Origin of the sequence: Dickeya undicola (genome assembly GCF_000784735.1) — a bacterium.
GTDB lineage: Bacteria > Pseudomonadota > Gammaproteobacteria > Enterobacterales > Enterobacteriaceae > Dickeya > Dickeya undicola.
Map to the genome: position 1 here is coordinate 15,211 of NZ_JSYG01000008.1, position 16,690 is coordinate 31,900.

Consider the following 16,690-nt stretch of genomic DNA (forward strand, 5'->3'; position numbering starts at 1 on the left):
CATGAAAGTATTTATTTCTGCGGATATCGAAGGCATCGCGGGCGTGATGCGCCCGGAACAGTGCAGCCCCGGCACACCGGAATACCAGATAGCCCGCGGGTTGATGGAACAGGAAGTGAACGCCGCCATTGAAGGCGCGTTCGCCGGTGGTGCCAGCGAGGTGGTGGTGGCCGACAGTCATGCCGCTATGACCAACCTGCGCGCTGAGAACATCGACCCGCGCGCCCGTCTGGTACAGGGCAAACCACGCGGCTTGTCGATGGTAGAGGGTTTACAGCAGCAACAGTTCGATGGCCTGATGTTCATCGGCTACCACAGCGCCGCCGGAGAACACGGCGTGCTGGCCCACACCATCAACGGCCGGGCGTTTTATCGGGTGCGCATCAACGGCGAAGTGATGGGCGAAAGCGATATCTACGCCGCTGCGGGTGCCGAACTGAACACGCCGCTGTGGCTGGTGAGCGGCGACGATACGCTGCAAACCTGGATCAATCGTTACTACCCGGCGGCGGACTACGCCTACGTCAAACGCGCCATTTCCCAGACGGCAGCGGAGTCGCTGAGTCCGGAAGCGGCGCGCAACGCCATCCGGCTGGCGGCAACCCAGGCGGTGCAAAAAGCGCATAAAGAAACCACGACTCGCCTGCAACCACCGTATGAACTGGAGCTGATGGTCGCCAAACCGGTGCTGGCAGACCTGTTCTGCCTGATTCCGGGTGTCGTGCGCAAAGACGCGATCACCGTGGGCTATCAATCCCCGACCATCGCGCCGATCGTCAGCCTGCTGGGAGCATTTTCCTATCTGGCGACCACGCAAAACTAAGCGCTCAGTGCATTAAAGGAAGAAAAGATGAAACCAGTCATTGTGATTCACGGCGGCGCAGGCGCGTTAAGCCGCACAGCGATGGACAGCGAAAAAGAACAGCGCTATCGCGCTGCGTTGCAGGCCATTGTGAACTGCGGGCAGGAAATTCTGGCCGCCAACGGCAGCGCGCTGGATGCGGTCACCGAAGCGGTACGAATGCTGGAAGAGTGCCCGCTATTCAACGCGGGGAAAGGGGCGGTATTTACCCATCTCGGCACCCACGAACTGGACGCCAGCATCATGGACGGCCGTTCGCTGGAAGCCGGTGCCATCGCCGGTGTTAACCACATCCGCAACCCAATTTTAGCCGCTCGCGCGGTGCTGGAACGCAGCCCACACGTGATGTTTACCGCCGACGGTGCCGAAACCTTTGCCCGCGAACAAGGGCTGGAGATGGTCGAACCGGACTTCTTCTCCACCGACGAGCGTTACCAGCAGTTGCTGAAAGCGCAGGCAGGCGACAGCAAGATCCTGCTGGATCACGATGGTGAACGTCAGGCGCAGGGCGCCGATCCGCTCGATCCGGATCGCAAATTCGGCACCGTTGGCGCGGTAGCGCTGGATGCCGCTGGTAATCTGGCGGCGGCGACCTCCACCGGCGGCATGACCAACAAACGTGCCGGGCGTGTCGGCGACTCGCCGATCATCGGCGCAGGCTGCTACGCCAACAACCGCACCGTCGCCGTCTCCTGCACCGGCACTGGCGAAGTGTTCATGCGCACCGTCGCCGCTTACGACGTCTCGGCGTTGATGGAATACGGCAACCTGCCGCTGTCGCAGGCCGCTAATAAAGTCGTGATGGACAAAGTGCTGGCGCTGGGTGGCAGCGGCGGGCTGATCGCCGTCGACCATCAGGGCAACATCGCGCTGCCGTTCAACAGCGAAGGCATGTACCGCGGTTACGGCTACGTCGGCGAAGACGCGGTCGTGGGGATTTATCGGGATTAATCGCCCTGCCGATGAATAACACCAGAAAGGAGAATCTACTTTCCTTTCTGGTGCCAGTAGATGAATAACCCCACCTCACCCGCGCTGATACCGTACCACCCGGCTACGATTAAGCAGTAGCGTCAGATAGCCGTCTTGTAGCAGCAGCGAGAAGCGTTTTTCCCACGGGCCGTCCTGTACTGTGGCGAGCACGCGGCCGTTGCCGAGCGATTGCAAAGAACCGGCGATCGCCGCCGGGCCGAGCCCCATCACGATACTCTCGCCGTCAATCACCAGTTCGCTACGGGTATCCGGCCAAAACCAGCGGCCTTGCAGTTGCGCCACGCTGTTGTCGGCCTCCACTGGCAGAAAGCGGCACGACGCATGACCGATTTCCCCTTCGATCGCCATGCCGTGCTGCCGCAGCTTCATCGGCAGATGGCTGGACAGCGACACCGCCACACCCGGCTCCTCACTGCGATACAGCGTTTCGGTCGCGCCCAACCAACAGGCACCCGGACCTTTCACCTCCAGCCAGTGGCCGCCCTGCTCCGCCGCGTACAGCCCCGGCGTCAGGTCGTGGCCGCGCGTCGGCAGCGGCTGGTCCAGCAAGGCGGACATCACCCGCAACACGCTGTCGTAGGTGGCGACATCTTCCCGGTTAGCGACCAGCGCGACCCCAACCTGCGATATCGGGTCGAGCAGGAAATAGCTCTTATAACCCGCGTGAGAGCCGCCATGCCCCACCAGCAACGCATCGCCGATGCGGCTGTGTGCCACACCCAGCCCGTAACCGGTGACACGCCCGTCGCTCAGGTAACGCGGCTGAGACAGGCGCACCAGCACGCCTTCGCCCGGCCCCTGATTCATCAGCACCGACTGCAACCAGACCGTTAAATCGTGCACACTGCCGGTGACGCAACCGGATGTAGACAGGTGCAGCCCGGCGCAGGATAACTGCCAGCCCAGCGGCGATAGCCAGTAGCCCGGCACCAGTCCGGGCACGATATCAAACCAGGTTTCCGGCGCACTGAGCGTGATGCTCAGCGGCTGGTTGATGTGCTCACGCAGTAAGTCGGCAAAATAAATGTCTTTGGCTTTCAGCGCTTCCTCCACCAGCCGATAGCCGGTGTTGGTGTAGGAGATCTCGCTGCCTGCCGGGTAATTCAGATTGCCGTTGTCCGCCAGAAACGCCAGCAGGCTATCGGCCGAAGTGGCGTTGTACACCGACAACCCCAGTAGCGACAGGCTTTCACGCACATCCGGCAGGCCGGAGGTCATGTCCAGCGCCTGCCCGACCGTCACCTTGCCGTTCTCACCGGTCAGTTGCGGCAGATGCCGACTGAGCGGGTCGGTCAGCGCCAGCTGCGAGCTGGCGGCCCCGGTCACCAGCGAGGCAAACAGATGCTTGGTGACCGAGGCGAAGCGCACCACGCTCTGAGTAGTGAACGGTGTTTGCTGCGCCAGATCGGCCAGCCCGCCACAGCAGGCAGCACGGATCTGCTCACCGTCGAACAAGGTGATGGCACCGCCCGGCTGGCCGGGCTGATTCCAGGACTGGGTAATTGCACGCGCCTCATCGATGGCGCGCTGCCAGTGTAACGTCATGCCGGTTCCTCCAGCGTCATGCTTAAATCATACAGTTCCGCCGTGTGCGGGTGATGCAGGTTACGCGCCCGCAAGTCCTCCACGCTGAGCTGTTCCACCATCTCGCCATGCTGCATCACACCGACGCGCTGACACAGATGGGACACCACCGCCAGATTATGGCTGACCATGATGTAAGTCAGCCTACGTGTCTGGCGCAGGTCTGTCAGCAAGTTGAGGATTTCCGCCTGCACCGACACATCCAGCGCCGAGGTCGGCTCATCCAGCAGCAGCACTTCCGGCTCGGCGATCAGCGCGCGGGCAATCGCCACCCGCTGACGCTGGCCGCCGGAGAGTTGATGGGGAAAACGGAAACGCGCCGCGGCGGGCAAGCCCACCTCTTCCAGCGCACGGGTAATACGCTGCTCAGCACGATCGAAGCGGTGCACCAACAGCGGCTCATGCAGAATGCGATCGATAGTCTGGCGCGGATGCAGCGATCCATACGGATCCTGAAACACCATCTGCACCTGGCGGAAAAAGCTGCGATCCCGGCGCGCCAGTTGAGCCATGCCACCAAACTCGATACGCCCTCGCCACTGGGTATTTAACCCGGCCAGCGCGCGCAAAATGGTGGACTTGCCGGAGCCGCTTTCGCCGACCATACCGAAACTGTCACCACTTTCCAGTGCGAAGGACACCCCTTTCACCACCTCGACACCACCGAAGGCGATACGCAGGTTTTCTACGTTAATCATGCACACCACCCCTCATGCGTTTCTCCAGGCCGGGTCACGCTGCAACACCGGCAGTCGATCGCGCGGATGTTTCAACGACGGCAGGCAGGCCAGCAACCCTTGGGTATACGGATGCTGCGCCTGTAACAGTTCGCTGGCCGTAAGCATCTCGACGATCCGCCCGGCGTACATCACCGCCACCCGATCGCAGAAATGCGACACCAGCGGCAGATCGTGACTGATCAGGATCAATCCCATGCCGCGCTGCGACACCAGATCGTCTATCAGGCACAGGATCTCCGCCTGCACCGTGGCGTCCAACGCCGACGTCGGTTCATCGGCGATCAGCAATTCCGGGTCGGGTGCCAGCATCATGGCGATCATCACCCGCTGCCCCATGCCGCCCGACACTTCGTGCGGATAGCTCGTCGCCACCCGCTGAGGGTCACGAATACGCACCTGATCCAGCAGGTCAATGGCGGCGTCCATCGCCGCACGGCGGCTACCGCCCTTGTGCTCACGCCAGGCTTCCGCCACCTGCTGACCGATGGTCATCACCGGGTTCAGTGAGTACTTCGGGTCTTGCAGGATAAAGCCGACCCGCTTACCGCGGATCTGGCGTAACGTTTTTTCGCTGGCACCGCGCAGGTCAATGCCGTCAAAACTCAGTTTGTCGGCCTGAATACGGGCGCTGCCCGGCAGCAACTGCATCAGGCTACGGGCGGTCAGCGACTTGCCGGAACCGCTTTCGCCGACGATGGCAAACTTCTCCTTGCCGACACTGAAGCTGACGCCACGCACTGCCTCAAACGTTTCCGTTCGATTGGCGAACGCGATACGAAGGTTCTCAATTTCCACCAGCATTTAGCGCTCCTTCGGGTCCAGCAGATCACGCAGGCCATCACCGAGAAAATTGAAGGCCAGCGAGGTGAGGAAAATGGCGATACAGGGCACCAGCGGCACCCACCAGGCGTTGAACAGGAAACGGCGCGCGGTGGCGATCATGGTGCCCCATTCCGGCGACGGCGGCTGCGCGCCCATGCCGAGGAAACCCAGGCTGGCGGCGGTGATGATGATGGAGCTCATGTCCAGCGTCACCCGCACAATCAGGCTCGGCACGCACAGCGGCATGATGTGGCGCAGAATAATACGCAGCGGCGCGGCACCGGTCAGTCGGCAGGCGGCGATAAAATCGGTGTGGCGAAACTGCAATGTCTCCGCCCGCGCCAGCCGCGCATACGGCGGCCAGGCGGTGAGCGCGATCGCCAGGATGGCGCTTTCCACCCCCGGTTTCAGCGCCGCCACAAACGCCAGCGCCAGCACCAGCCGCGGAAACGCCAGAAAGATATCGGTCAGCCTCATCAGGATTTTATCCAGCCAACCACCGGCGTAACCGGCGATACAACCGACCAGCAGACCGATCGGCGCGGTCAGTGCCACCACCGCGAGTACCATGCCCAGCGTGGTGCGACCGCCATATAAAATACGGCTGAATACATCACGCCCCAGCTCATCCGTCCCCAGCCAGTGCGCCGCAGACGGTGCCGCCAGCCGGTTGGACAAGTTCTGAAAACCAGGGTCGTAGGGCGTCAGCCAGGGCGCGGCCAGCGACAACAGCATGACAGCAACGATGATGATCAACCCCAGCATCGCCATCGGATTGGTGCGAAACCCCAACCACAGGCGGTAACGCTGCCCCCACACCGCCTGACGGCGTGTGCTGGGCGTTTCGTCGAGCAACCAGGCTCGTGAGACAAGAAAACTCATGTTACGCGGGGATCCAAAAGTCGATAGAGAATGTCAGCCAGCAGGTTCAGCAGCACGTAGGTCGCGCCCACCAGCAATGTCGCGCCCACCACCGGGTTCATGTCCGCATTGAGCAGCGCGGTAGTGAGGTACTGACCCAATCCCGGCCAGGAAAAGACGTTTTCCGTCACCACCGCACCCTCCAGCAGCCCGGCGTAGGTCAGCGCCAGCACCGTCACCAGTTGCACCGCCACCGTGGGGAAAGCGTGCCGCCAGACCACCCGGCGGGACGATAACCCTTTGGCGCGGGCGGTGATCACGAACTCGCCACCGAGCGCATTGAGCATAAAAGTGCGAGTCATGCGGGTGATGTAGGCCATACTGAAATACGCCAGAATCAGCACCGGCTGCACCATGTGTGCCAGCGCATCGCGCAACGCGTCATAGTCGCCCGCCAGCAGCGAGTCCACCGTCAGCAACCCGGTGACGTGCGGCACCATATCCTGAAAGATGATGTCCTGCCGCCCCGGCCCCGGCGCAATGCCCAGCACTGCATAAAAAATCAGCAGGCTCAGCAGCGCCAGCACGAACACCGGCAGCGAATGCCCAGCCAGACAAATCACGCGGATGGTTTGATCCACCCAGCTTCCTTGTCGCACCGCCGCCCACACCCCGAGCGGAATGCCAACCAACGCCGCAACGATAATCGCCGCAGTCGCCAGTTCCAGCGTGGCGGGGAAGTAGCGGGCGATGTCGGTGGTCACCGGATTGGAGGTCAGTACCGAGCGGCCCAGATCGCCGTGCAGCAGTTGGTTCAGGTAGTGGCCGTACTGCATCCACAGGGGCTGATCCAGCCCCATTTCCTGACGTACCCGCTCCACCACCGCCTGGGGCGCATTATCCCCAACGGCGGCGAGCACCGGGTCGGTCGGCATGATACGACCGATGAAGAAGGTCAGCACCGATAACCCCAGCAGGGTCAGCAACAGGCTGCCGAGCGTACTGCAAAAACGAGTCAGTATCTGCATCAGGCTTTCTTCACCTGCTGGTAAGGCACTTTGCTCAATACCGTCATGGTGACGCCGCTGAGGTTCTTACGGCAGGCCAGCGTTTTCTCATCCTGCATCATCAGCGTGAACGGGCTTTGTTCGCGATGGTTGCGTTGCAGGGTTTCGTACAGCGCGATGCGTTTGGCCGGGTCCTGCTCATGCAGCGCCTGTTCGGTCAACTGGTTGAACTTTTCATCCGACCAGCCGCAACGCCAGGCCAGCGTGCGGTTGCGGGCGCTATCGCTGTTGTCGGTGTTGACGCAGAAAGCTTCGGCGTTGGAGTTCGGGTCAAAGTAGTCGGCCCCCCACGCTGTCAACGCCAGTTGCTGCTGGCGGGCGCGCATCTTGGTCAGCACCTGACGGTTTTCCGCCGCGATCAGCTTCACCTTGATGCCGATGGCACCGAGCTGAGTCTGGATCGCCTGCGCGATATCCGGGTACGGCTGGGCGGAGTAATGATCCAGCGTGATCTCAAAGCCATCTGGATAACCGGCATCTTTCAACAGCGCTTTGGCTTTGGCGACATCCAGATGGAACGGGGTGTCGTCCAGCGCCGCTGGAAAACCGCCCGGCAGGAAGCTCTGATGCACCTTGTGCGTCAGCGGCAAAATGTTTTTCTGGATGCTGTCGTAGTCCAGCGCCCACTTGATAGCCTGCCACACCTGCGGTTTTTTCAGGAATTCGTTGGCGGTATTGCAGGACAGCAGCATCACGCTGGCGATGCTCTGGCGCACCAGATGGTAGTTGCTGTCGTTCACCAACGGACGAATCTGCTCGGTGGTCAGGTTGCGGGCGATATCCACGTCCCCTTTCTGCAGCATCAGCAACTGGGCGGACGGGTCAACAATGTGTTTGAGCAGGACGCGCTTAAAGGCGTTGTCTGCCGGGAAGTGATCGTTCTTCTGCAGGATGATGCTTTCGCTGGCTTTCCAGCTCACCAGCGAGAACGGGCCGGAACCGGCGCTGTTCTGTTTCAGCCACTGGTTGCCCAGGTCGTTGTTCTGCTGGTTAGCCAGCGCGGCCTTTTTCTGCACGATGCTGCCCACCGGCGCGGACAGGCAGTACAACAGGAAGGTTTCCGCCGCCGGTTTATCCAGGCTTATCACCAGCGTTTTTTCATCCGGCGCGGTGATGTGCTGCTCTACGTTGTCTTTGGTAAAGCCGAACTGGTTGATGATGAACGCCGGGCTCTTGTCCAGCTTGACCGCGCGTTGTAACGAGAAGGCGGCATCATCGGCGGTCACCGCTGAACCATCAGCGAATTTGGCTTTCGGATTGAGGTGGAAGGTGAAGGTTTTGCTGTCGTTGCCTACTTCCCAGCTGACGGCCAGATCGCCAATCACCTCTTTCGGATTGGCCGGGTTTGGCATCACCAGGCGCTGGTATAGGTTGCCGATGATTTCGGTGCCCACCGCCTCAAACCCTTCCTGCGGGTCGAGACTGGTCATGTTATCGAGCTGCATCGCCATCACCAGCATGGACGGCGGCGTATCAGCAAACGCGGTGTTCAGATTGAGCCAGGACAGGAAAGGCACGGTAGCGCAACCGGCAAGAAAACGTCTTCTGGTGACCATTAATCCCCCAAGTGTCTGATTTTAAAGTAAAATAAAATATATTTTTTCTATCTGCGGCTTGACAGATATCACAGGCACTGGCTTAAATGGTGGCGCGGTGAACAAAATTTCTCCGCCTGAATGACCTGCACCAGTAGGGTGCAGCCAAGGTTCCATTTCAGAAAATCCTTTTCTTTCAATCCAGTATCGGTACTTTCTTCCATGTCAGATTCGCCCATGTCAGACAAGCCGCTTGTACATACTCTCCCTGTCTTCGATGGCCACAACGACGTGCTGTCACGCCTGTGGCGACTTCATCGTGATAATCCGACCGATGCCTTTCTGAACGGGCCGTCGCAGGGTCATATTGACCTGCCCCGGATCCGGCAGGGTGGATTCGCTGGCGGCCTGTTCGCCACCTACGTTCCCTCGAACCGAAACGATGCAACATCCATACCAGATGGCAACGTTTCATTAACCACGCCATCGATGGCGCAGGCACGCGACGTCAGCTTCTGGATGCTCGCTACCCTGCTGCGCCTTGAAGCAGCATCCGCCGGGCAACTGCGGGTGTGCCGCAGTGTGGCCGATATCCGCCGCTGCATGGCAGACGGCGTGGTGGCGGCGGTGATGCACATCGAAGGTGCCGAGATGCTGGATGCCGACCTCGACCTGCTGGATATTCTCTACGCCGCCGGGCTACGCAGCCTGGGGCCACTGTGGAGTCGGCCGAATATTTTCGGTCAAGGGGTGCCGTTCCGTTTCCCTTCCTCGCCCGACACCGGCGACGGCCTGACCGACGCCGGGCTGCGGCTGGTGCGTGCCTGCAACGCTAAACGTATTCTGGTGGACCTCTCCCACATGGATGAAAAAGGCTTCTGGCAGACGGCGGACGTTTCCGACGCGCCGCTGGTAGCCAGCCACTCCAATGCCCACGCACTGTGCGCCCAGTCGCGTAACCTCACCGATAACCAACTGGCGGCGATCCGTGAGCGCGACGGCTTTGTCGGCGTCAATTTCGGGACCGCTTTCCTGCGCGCCGACGGCCAGAAAGACCCGTCCGCCACGGTGCAGGAGATCGTGCGTCACGTGGAATATCTGCTGGAAAAACTGGGTGAAAATGGCGTCGGCTTCGGTTCCGATCTGGACGGCACCACCATCCCTGGCGACCTGAAGGATGTAGCGGGTTTCCCCATTTTGGTGCAAGCATTGGCCGATCGCGGCTACTCACGCACCCTGTTGGAGAAAATCTGTTACGACAATTGGTTGCGGGTGCTGGAAGCCACCTGGGGCGAATAGCCAACGGGCGCGGCCTGCCGCTATCTGGCCACGTTTTTCAGTAACATGGCGTGAATCTTGCTTGTTTCTGTGTTGGATCGTGCTCCACCGGGCCGGTCGGGCACACCTCACACAACAGGACTCAGGTTATGCGTTTACGCCACATCGAAGTCTTTCAGGCGATCGTTCAGGCTGGCACTATCAGCGGCGCGGCGCGGTTACTCAACGTTTCCCAGCCCAACGTCAGCCGGGTGCTGAATCACGCCGAACAGCAACTGGGTTTCGCGCTGTTCGAACGCCGTTCGCAAGGATTGGTGCCAACGGTAGAAGGGCAGCAGTTAATGCCGGAGATCGAGCGGCTTTACAGCCAATTACAGACGATTTCCCGCCTGACGGAACAAATCCGCAAAGGCCAGCACGAAACGGTGCGCCTCGGTGCGGCGCACGCTTTTGGTCAGATGATCGTCGCCCCGGCGATGGTAGAGTTTCAGCAGCAGGTGCCGCTGGTGAACATGGAGCTGGTTACCGAGCATTTCAGTACCCTGTGCCAGAATATTCAGCAACATCAGCTCGACCTGGCGCTGGTATTCGGCCAGCAGGTGCCGCCGGATTTGCTGGCCGAGCCGCTGTGCCAGTCGCGCATGGTAGCGATTCTGCCGAAAGACAGCCCGCAGCAAGGGCCGGTATCGCTGGAATGGTTGTGCCACAACAACCTGCTGATGATGCAACAACAAGACCCACTGGGTCAGGTGGTGCACCGCGCGCTGCGCGATCGTCGCCTTAAACCAGCGGCTTCGCTGTACATCAAGACCTACTCGGTGATCGCCGATATGGTGCTGGCGGGCGGCGGCACCGGCATCGTCGACCTGTTCACCGCGCGCCGCTATGCCGATCAGCTCAAAATCGTGCCCATCAGCCAACCGCTGCCGTTTGAGGTGATGCTGATCAGCCGCCGCGACATCCCGCAATCCCGCGAGATCCTGCAACTCAAACAGGTGCTGAAAAGCAAGTGCCGCGAACTCGCCAGCCAGTGCCTGCCGCTGTTGGAAGCGGCATAACCACCACCATACGCTTTCGGCCATCGCGTGGTTTGGCCGGAAGCCTTGATGTGTCAATCCGTTACCGCTGTCGCTTTTAGCCGGTCGCCCGTTATAATTACCCCATCACTTCTTAACAGGTATGCACCGATGATTCGTAGCATGACCGCTTACGCCCGGCGAGAAATCAAGGGTGACTGGGGCAGCGCCGCCTGGGAGCTTCGTTCCGTAAACCAGCGTTATCTGGAAACCTACATCCGTTTACCCGAGCAGTTCCGAAGCCTGGAGCCGGTAATCCGCGAACGCATCCGTAACCGCCTGACCCGCGGCAAAATCGAGTGCGGCCTGCGTTTTGAGCTGGACCCGCGCGCGCAAGGGCAACTCATCCTCAACGAGCAGCTAGCCAAACAGCTGGTCACGGCGGCGAACTGGGTGAAAATGCAGAGCGACGAAGGCGAGGTCAACCCGCTCGACATCCTGCGCTGGCCGGGGGTAATGTCGGCACAGGAGCAAGATCTGGACGCCATCAGCACCGAACTGATGCAGGCGCTGGAAGCCGCGCTGGACGACTTCATCCTCGCCCGCGAAAGCGAAGGCAACGCGCTCAAGACGCTGATTGAACAGCGGCTGGTGGGCGTCAGCGCCGAAGTCGCCAAGGTTCGCGCCCACATGCCGAACATTCTGCAATGGCAGCGGGAAAAACTGCAAAGCAAGCTGGATGAAGCGCAGGTGCAGCTCGACGGCAACCGGCTGGAGCAGGAACTGGTGCTGCTCGCGCAGCGCATCGACGTAGCCGAAGAACTCGACCGGCTGGAAGCCCACGTGCGGGAAACCTACAAAATCCTCAACAAGCAGGAAGCCGTCGGCCGCCGTCTGGACTTCATGATGCAGGAATTCAACCGCGAATCGAACACACTGGGTTCCAAATCCATCAACGCCGACGTCACCGCCTCCGCCATCGAACTGAAAGTGCTGATTGAGCAAATGCGGGAGCAGATTCAGAACATTGAGTAATATCTCAGACGATCTCACCTTGTCTCACCCAAGCTAAGACCACCTCTAATAGCCCGTTAATACGGGCTATATCTTTATCATCTTGTCTCATCATGTATCACTACAGCGCATGTTTAGCGTGTACTTAACTATGTACATAATGACTTTTATGGCATCATGATTATGTACACACAGCACATAAGCAGAGTCATATATGGCAAAAATGACAGACATACAAATCAAGGCATGGATCAGAGCTGACGAACGCTTCGAAGCAAGGTCAGATGGCAATGGTTTATCTCTTTGTTTTCCAAAGAAATATGCTGCTCCATTCTGGCGTTTTCGCTATCGTTTCTCTGGAAAACAGCGGGTAATGGGTATCGGTTCCTATGCTGAACTCTCACTAGCAAAAGCGCGAGAGACCGCCAAAGAACTCTCTGCACGTGTAGCATTGGGTTATGACGTTGCCGGAGAGAAGCAAGAACGGAAAGCTGACGCCCTCAAAAAAATAGAGTCTGAAAAACATGCACTTCGGGTATCCCAATTAGCCAGCGAATATTTTGAACGCCAGATACTTAAACGCTGGAAGCACCCCGACATACTGCGCCGCCGAATCGAAAAAGATATAAATCCAAACATAGGCAACCTGCGAATAGAGGACGTTCGCCCCTATCATATTGATGATATGTTGCAAAAGATCCTTCAACGAGGTGCGCCTACCGTTGCCAATGACGTCCTCAGATGGACTCGACGGATCTTTGATTATGGAATCAAGCGGCACATGCTGGCTGCTAATCCAGCAAGTGCATTTGACATCTCTGATGCCGGAGGACAAGAACAAAGCCGTGAACGCTGGTTAAGCCGAGAAGAGCTGGTACAGCTTTTTCAGGTAATGCCTTTGACCAAAGGGTTTTCCCGTCAAAATGAACTAACAATGAAGCTCATTTTAGCCCTATGCTGCCGTAAGATGGAATTGTGTGGTGCCAGATGGTCAGAATTTGATCTGGATGAAGGCGTCTGGCATTTACCTGCTGAGCGCGTTAAAAACGGTGATGGGATTGATATCCCGCTGGCTGTACCCGTTGTTGGCTGGATTAAAGAATTAAAAATCATGTCCGGCAACAGTGAATGGGTTCTCCCAGCAAGAAAAATGCAACACCGCATGATTCCTCATATTCAGGAAAGTACATTACCAGTAGCGTTGGCTAAAATAAGATCAAATATGCCAGATGTGCCAAATTTCACGATTCATGATTTTCGGCGAACAGCCCGCTCCCATTTAGCTGCGCTGGGGGTAGATCCGGTGATAGCAGAACGCTGCTTAAATCATAAAATCAAAGGCGTTGAAGGCATATATAATCGCTATCAATACTTTGAAGAACGTAAGCAAGCTTTGACTGTATGGGCTGAGCTACTTACAACATTGGAAAAGGGTAATAATTACAACGTAGAACCAATAAGAAAAGAAATAGCGTAATATTTTAATCTATTAATATTTACTTTAGCCTGATTAGTTTCAGGCTAAAGTACTCTTTCATTTTTTATATGTGCCGTTTATAGAGCCTATAGATGTTACACTACAGTGTTTATCACAATCCTTCGAGATAACCTGCATGGCTCCATTATCTAATTCACTAATCAACACAACACACATGCTTGACTGGTCACTATAAACCCAACGGTTACGTTGCCCTTTACGTGCATCAATAAGTGTTAATTCACCTCCTATTTCACATACTCCCGATGTAGTGCCAAGTGAAGAATTAATACTAAAGGTAGTGTGGTTTTTGCTTTGATACAAAGAGAGTGTTCCATTTATTTTTTTAAAATCACTCGCTTTGGCTGAAAAACACAAAATCAGCAGTGGTAGAGCCGTCAAAATTTTCATATCTGCATCTATATATAAGATTAATATTTAACACCATTCTTATTAAATACAACAAAAGCGACTGAATAATATGAGTTAAATACCAGCCCCTCCTCTTCTATATTCTCAGCCGCAATAAGTCCTTTTTCATTTATAACACCCTTCAAGAAAAACTCATTCCCCTCTTGATAGAGTGCAAATCCAGCTGAAGGACGGCCAGCAAGTTTTACTTTGAAACCTATATAATTATTATACTTAACAACTTTAACCGACTGAAGATTTGGAAGGTCGTAAAAAACAGAGATAAACTGTTTCAGATTTGAGAAAAATAAAAAATTATCATTCAAACTTGCGCGAACATAAACATTAGAGTTGAGTTGATTTTCTGTAAGTCCCAAATTTGATATTTCATTACTGTATTTTTCAGACAAGTGTTTTAATACATCATCATTTGTCACTCCATCTTGCTGAGTTGACACTGAACTTACTGTTTCCTGTAAATGGATATTATTAGGAGAGGAATAAACAATGTTACAAGAAAAAAATAAAGATATACTTAACATTTTAGCGACAGATGATTTTTTCATATTTCACTCATTTAAGATAGGTTATTAGAAAAAACTGTTACTTGCTAGATTAATGGAGCAAGAACAAATTTCAGTTAAGTCCCTTTATGGCGGTTGAAAGAAAGAAAAATGGATTTCCTTGAGATCAAAGCATCCATAAAGGAGTAAAGATCAGTTTATAATCCATTATTGATGTTCATGCAAGAGTAAAACACCCGCAAAATGTCATTTATAGACATATACGTTAGAAATGAGGCGGGAAAATGGCGAAGCTTTCATCTGAATCTACAGACAAGTTGGTAGGGCAACGTATCCAGAGGCGCAGAAAAGAACTTGGCATGACTGCACAGCAATTAGCAGAATACGCCGATATATCACAGCAACAACTTTCACGTTATGAAAGAGGAGCCAATAAAATCAATGTTGCTCATTTAGTAAATATTGCAATTAAAATGAACACACCAATCAGTTGGTTTTTTATCGACTGCTTTGATGAGAACTCCTCTGATAATAACGAGCAACCAGTATTTGTTCCAGTGAAAGATGCTGATCTAAAAAATAGATTTGAACAAGTTTGGCCACGTTTAACACATGAACAACGCCGGGTTTTAATAATATTTCTGGATGAATACACATAATTAATCTATCTTTCAAGAAGCTTTTTGGACATAAATATGGCAACGTCATGAAAGCTCCTTATTCTAATTCCATAACATCTATATCATTTCGAGTTAGTTGATTAAAAATCACTCTTTAAAATCCATTCTAACGTCGTAAAAAGAATCACTATTTTTATAATAGTATTGCTGAGAGCAGCAAAAGAAAGCTGTTCTCAAGATCTACAAAACCCACCTTTTTCGATCAGTAGGCGCGAAACTTTTCACATGGAAAACCTGAAATTTTCCGCCGCTGAACTTTTTTGAAACCCAGAAATTCCAGAATTTTTCGGCGTTTGAAACTTTCGAAACTTTCGGAACTTTCGAACATGCCGCTCATTAAACACCATGTAATTCAATATGTTACAAGAATTTCACTCATACAATCTGCAAATCTGTAAATCGTAAAAGTATCAATCCGATGCGCTTTTTTGTGGATTCAAACGATGCCGAATAAACGTCTAATCAAGGTTAAAACTGTTCTGGAACTATGTGCGATTTCTCGTGCAACGCTCTATCGACAAATCGAAGCAGGTGCGTTTCCTCGACAAGTTAGCCTAACCGGAGCACGCGCAGTTGCATGGCGAGAAGAGGAGGTTTTGGAATGGATAGCAAGTCGTCAGTTAGTAGAAGCAATATGAACTAATCCTTTCAGAGTTCTCTTAGCTTTATCTAGTTCCCTCTAATAGCACGCTATATACCACCTATATCCCACCTATATAAAATCCTATGTATAGAGGTGCACTCAAATTCACGATCCATTTATAAATGGAAAGGCATTGTACGGAAAATTATATGCTTTTAAACATGAAAAACATTGAAACGAGGCTTTCTATTAGTGCAGGAAATAGTTTTCACAATCATGAATTAAAGATAAGAATAGACAAAGCCACTCTTGTAAGTAGTTTCTCTACTGAGGATGAAAAAATTAAAATACACTCTGCACTCAAAAACTGCAATAAACTCCCAAACGATAAATACGCCATAACTCACACAAAACTAAAGGAAGGTCATCCATATAAGAAAGCAATCAACATATTTAGTAGAGAAGAGATTCCAAGTTTGATATTGCACATCGCATATGTTCCTGTAAATAATAACACTGGAAGTATAAGATTTGATTTTCGGCCACAACATGTTAGTGATAATGAATTTAAAGAATTTATAAAATGGATGAAATCACAATTCGGAAAGGCCATTATTAAAACCATACGCAGATCTTGGATTACACAAATAGATGTGGCATTGGACATTTATGATTGTAAACTTAAAGACTATTTGTGGTCATTAAAAAATTCAGGTGCATCTCAATACTTTCATCACAAAAATGGATTGCCCGGATTAAGGTTAGGAAGTACAAGGTCAAAAATAAGTATACTTTGTTATGAAAAAATATACATGCAAAGGAATCTTTTTAATTCCTTTAAAACAGAAAGTGAGTATTTGGATCTTAACAAGAATTACAGAAATCTATTAAGAATTGAAGCTCGCGTCAAACCAAAGAAAAAATTAAGAAGTAAAAAAGAAAAAGCACTTTTACTAAAAGAAATATCATCTATGGAGAACCCATTCTTACGATTAATGATTTATAACAATCAGATGCAAGAAGAACTCATAAAAAAGAACTATCTTAAATATAAAATGAAGACTCAAAATGTAGCTATCATTAAAAATAAAATGAAAAAAAGCGTAAAACTTTCTCGCCATTGTCTCGCAGTGATTGAGAGAAACGCAATTGACTTGATCGATCAAGATAAGTTATGGGAAAAATGGCTATTATGTATCAACAAATTAACATATATCATAAATAAAAAATAACGTATATCAAC

At 53.6% G+C, this 16,690-nt stretch carries 18 protein-coding genes; 9 read left to right on the forward strand and 9 right to left on the reverse strand.

Going from position 1 to position 16,690, the window contains the following annotated elements; translation table 11 throughout:
- Window position 1 precedes the first annotated feature (1 nt).
- Window positions 2–823 carry a M55 family metallopeptidase gene (locus OB87_RS03445; RefSeq protein ID WP_033568049.1) on the forward strand — a complete coding sequence of 274 codons (822 nt, stop codon included), beginning with the start codon at window positions 2–4 and terminating at the stop codon, window positions 821–823.
- Between the two features lie 27 nt (window positions 824–850).
- Entirely contained in the window at window positions 851–1,813 is a 963-nt protein-coding gene (locus OB87_RS03450) for an isoaspartyl peptidase/L-asparaginase family protein (RefSeq protein WP_033568050.1), read from the forward strand.
- 75 nt (window positions 1,814–1,888) lie between these two features.
- Here the strand turns inward: OB87_RS03450 and OB87_RS03455 are convergent, their stop codons facing one another.
- From OB87_RS03455 to OB87_RS21080, 7 genes are all read right to left on the reverse strand, one after another.
- Window positions 1,889–3,400, reverse strand: coding sequence for a serine hydrolase domain-containing protein (locus OB87_RS03455; RefSeq protein WP_033568051.1), 1,512 nt, complete (start codon window positions 3,398–3,400; stop codon window positions 1,889–1,891).
- On the reverse strand, window positions 3,397–4,137 hold the full coding sequence (locus OB87_RS03460; RefSeq protein ID WP_033568052.1) for an ABC transporter ATP-binding protein: 741 nt from the start codon (window positions 4,135–4,137) through the stop codon (window positions 3,397–3,399). The genes OB87_RS03455 and OB87_RS03460 overlap by 4 nt, the downstream gene beginning before the upstream one ends.
- Before the next feature lie 12 nt (window positions 4,138–4,149).
- Window positions 4,150–4,980, reverse strand: coding sequence for an ABC transporter ATP-binding protein (locus OB87_RS03465; protein ID WP_033568053.1), 831 nt, complete (start codon window positions 4,978–4,980; stop codon window positions 4,150–4,152).
- Complete coding sequence (nikC, locus tag OB87_RS03470; RefSeq protein ID WP_033568054.1) at window positions 4,981–5,883, reverse strand: nickel transporter permease; 903 nt, start codon at window positions 5,881–5,883, stop codon at window positions 4,981–4,983.
- Window positions 5,880–6,890 carry an ABC transporter permease gene (locus tag OB87_RS03475; RefSeq protein ID WP_033568055.1) on the reverse strand — a complete coding sequence of 337 codons (1,011 nt, stop codon included), beginning with the start codon at window positions 6,888–6,890 and terminating at the stop codon, window positions 5,880–5,882. Before OB87_RS03475 ends, nikC begins: the two co-directional genes overlap by 4 nt.
- The gene (locus OB87_RS03480; RefSeq protein ID WP_033568056.1) at window positions 6,890–8,485 is read right to left on the reverse strand and encodes an ABC transporter substrate-binding protein; all 1,596 of its coding nucleotides are present in this window, start codon (window positions 8,483–8,485) and stop codon (window positions 6,890–6,892) included. Before OB87_RS03480 ends, OB87_RS03475 begins: the two co-directional genes overlap by 1 nt.
- Before the next feature lie 68 nt (window positions 8,486–8,553).
- Window positions 8,554–8,688 carry a hypothetical protein gene (locus tag OB87_RS21080; protein WP_268745827.1) on the reverse strand — a complete coding sequence of 45 codons (135 nt, stop codon included), beginning with the start codon at window positions 8,686–8,688 and terminating at the stop codon, window positions 8,554–8,556.
- Between OB87_RS21080 and OB87_RS03485 the strand changes: the two genes are divergently transcribed.
- The 4 genes from OB87_RS03485 to OB87_RS03500 all read left to right on the forward strand — a co-directional run bounded on the left by OB87_RS03485 (window position 8,687) and on the right by OB87_RS03500 (window position 13,249).
- Window positions 8,687–9,763, forward strand: a complete 1,077-nt coding sequence (locus tag OB87_RS03485) for a dipeptidase (RefSeq protein WP_033568057.1) — start codon at window positions 8,687–8,689, stop codon at window positions 9,761–9,763. The genes OB87_RS21080 and OB87_RS03485 overlap by 2 nt on opposite strands.
- 128 nt (window positions 9,764–9,891) lie before the next feature.
- On the forward strand, window positions 9,892–10,800 hold the full coding sequence (locus OB87_RS03490; RefSeq protein ID WP_033568058.1) for a LysR family transcriptional regulator: 909 nt from the start codon (window positions 9,892–9,894) through the stop codon (window positions 10,798–10,800).
- Window positions 10,801–10,929: 129 nt separating this feature from the next.
- Complete coding sequence (locus OB87_RS03495; protein ID WP_033568059.1) at window positions 10,930–11,793, forward strand: YicC/YloC family endoribonuclease; 864 nt, start codon at window positions 10,930–10,932, stop codon at window positions 11,791–11,793.
- Window positions 11,794–11,986: 193 nt separating this feature from the next.
- Window positions 11,987–13,249 carry a tyrosine-type recombinase/integrase gene (locus tag OB87_RS03500; RefSeq protein WP_024906634.1) on the forward strand — a complete coding sequence of 421 codons (1,263 nt, stop codon included), beginning with the start codon at window positions 11,987–11,989 and terminating at the stop codon, window positions 13,247–13,249.
- 57 nt (window positions 13,250–13,306) lie between these two features.
- Here the strand turns inward: OB87_RS03500 and OB87_RS20505 are convergent, their stop codons facing one another.
- Both OB87_RS20505 and OB87_RS03505 read right to left on the reverse strand, forming a co-directional pair.
- The gene (locus tag OB87_RS20505) at window positions 13,307–13,660 is read right to left on the reverse strand and encodes a hypothetical protein (RefSeq protein ID WP_071994445.1); all 354 of its coding nucleotides are present in this window, start codon (window positions 13,658–13,660) and stop codon (window positions 13,307–13,309) included.
- Window positions 13,661–13,680: 20 nt separating this feature from the next.
- Window positions 13,681–14,226, reverse strand: coding sequence for a hypothetical protein (locus OB87_RS03505; protein WP_146026787.1), 546 nt, complete (start codon window positions 14,224–14,226; stop codon window positions 13,681–13,683).
- A 242-nt stretch (window positions 14,227–14,468) separates the two neighbouring features.
- Between OB87_RS03505 and OB87_RS03510 the strand changes: the two genes are divergently transcribed.
- The 3 genes from OB87_RS03510 to OB87_RS03515 all read left to right on the forward strand — a co-directional run bounded on the left by OB87_RS03510 (window position 14,469) and on the right by OB87_RS03515 (window position 16,679).
- A complete protein-coding gene (locus OB87_RS03510) occupies window positions 14,469–14,843 on the forward strand; it encodes a helix-turn-helix domain-containing protein (RefSeq protein ID WP_033568060.1) in 375 nt (124 codons plus the stop codon).
- A 464-nt stretch (window positions 14,844–15,307) separates the two neighbouring features.
- Entirely contained in the window at window positions 15,308–15,502 is a 195-nt protein-coding gene (locus OB87_RS19665) for a helix-turn-helix transcriptional regulator (RefSeq protein WP_032645097.1), read from the forward strand.
- Window positions 15,503–15,656: 154 nt separating this feature from the next.
- Complete coding sequence (locus tag OB87_RS03515; protein ID WP_033568061.1) at window positions 15,657–16,679, forward strand: hypothetical protein; 1,023 nt, start codon at window positions 15,657–15,659, stop codon at window positions 16,677–16,679.
- Window positions 16,680–16,690 lie beyond the last annotated feature (11 nt).

Bases quoted from the DNA above. Each gene is read 5' to 3' on its own strand.
- OB87_RS03460 (WP_033568052.1), bottom strand. From the start codon at position 4,137: ATGATTAACGTAGAAAACCTGCGTATCGCCTTCGGTGGTGTCGAGGTG.
- OB87_RS03490 (WP_033568058.1), top strand. From the start codon at position 9,892: ATGCGTTTACGCCACATCGAAGTCTTTCAGGCGATCGTTCAGGCTGGC.
- OB87_RS03450 (WP_033568050.1), top strand. From the start codon at position 851: ATGAAACCAGTCATTGTGATTCACGGCGGCGCAGGCGCGTTAAGCCGC.
- OB87_RS03465 (WP_033568053.1), bottom strand. From the start codon at position 4,980: ATGCTGGTGGAAATTGAGAACCTTCGTATCGCGTTCGCCAATCGAACG.
- OB87_RS03505 (WP_146026787.1), bottom strand. From the start codon at position 14,226: ATGAAAAAATCATCTGTCGCTAAAATGTTAAGTATATCTTTATTTTTT.
- OB87_RS03445 (WP_033568049.1), top strand. From the start codon at position 2: ATGAAAGTATTTATTTCTGCGGATATCGAAGGCATCGCGGGCGTGATG.
- OB87_RS03500 (WP_024906634.1), top strand. From the start codon at position 11,987: ATGGCAAAAATGACAGACATACAAATCAAGGCATGGATCAGAGCTGAC.
- OB87_RS20505 (WP_071994445.1), bottom strand. From the start codon at position 13,660: ATGAAAATTTTGACGGCTCTACCACTGCTGATTTTGTGTTTTTCAGCC.
- OB87_RS03485 (WP_033568057.1), top strand. From the start codon at position 8,687: ATGTCAGATTCGCCCATGTCAGACAAGCCGCTTGTACATACTCTCCCT.
- OB87_RS03475 (WP_033568055.1), bottom strand. From the start codon at position 6,890: ATGCAGATACTGACTCGTTTTTGCAGTACGCTCGGCAGCCTGTTGCTG.
- OB87_RS03495 (WP_033568059.1), top strand. From the start codon at position 10,930: ATGATTCGTAGCATGACCGCTTACGCCCGGCGAGAAATCAAGGGTGAC.
- OB87_RS03480 (WP_033568056.1), bottom strand. From the start codon at position 8,485: ATGGTCACCAGAAGACGTTTTCTTGCCGGTTGCGCTACCGTGCCTTTC.
- OB87_RS21080 (WP_268745827.1), bottom strand. From the start codon at position 8,688: ATGGAAGAAAGTACCGATACTGGATTGAAAGAAAAGGATTTTCTGAAA.
- OB87_RS03510 (WP_033568060.1), top strand. From the start codon at position 14,469: ATGGCGAAGCTTTCATCTGAATCTACAGACAAGTTGGTAGGGCAACGT.
- OB87_RS19665 (WP_032645097.1), top strand. From the start codon at position 15,308: ATGCCGAATAAACGTCTAATCAAGGTTAAAACTGTTCTGGAACTATGT.
- OB87_RS03455 (WP_033568051.1), bottom strand. From the start codon at position 3,400: ATGACGTTACACTGGCAGCGCGCCATCGATGAGGCGCGTGCAATTACC.
- nikC (WP_033568054.1), bottom strand. From the start codon at position 5,883: ATGAGTTTTCTTGTCTCACGAGCCTGGTTGCTCGACGAAACGCCCAGC.
- OB87_RS03515 (WP_033568061.1), top strand. From the start codon at position 15,657: ATGCTTTTAAACATGAAAAACATTGAAACGAGGCTTTCTATTAGTGCA.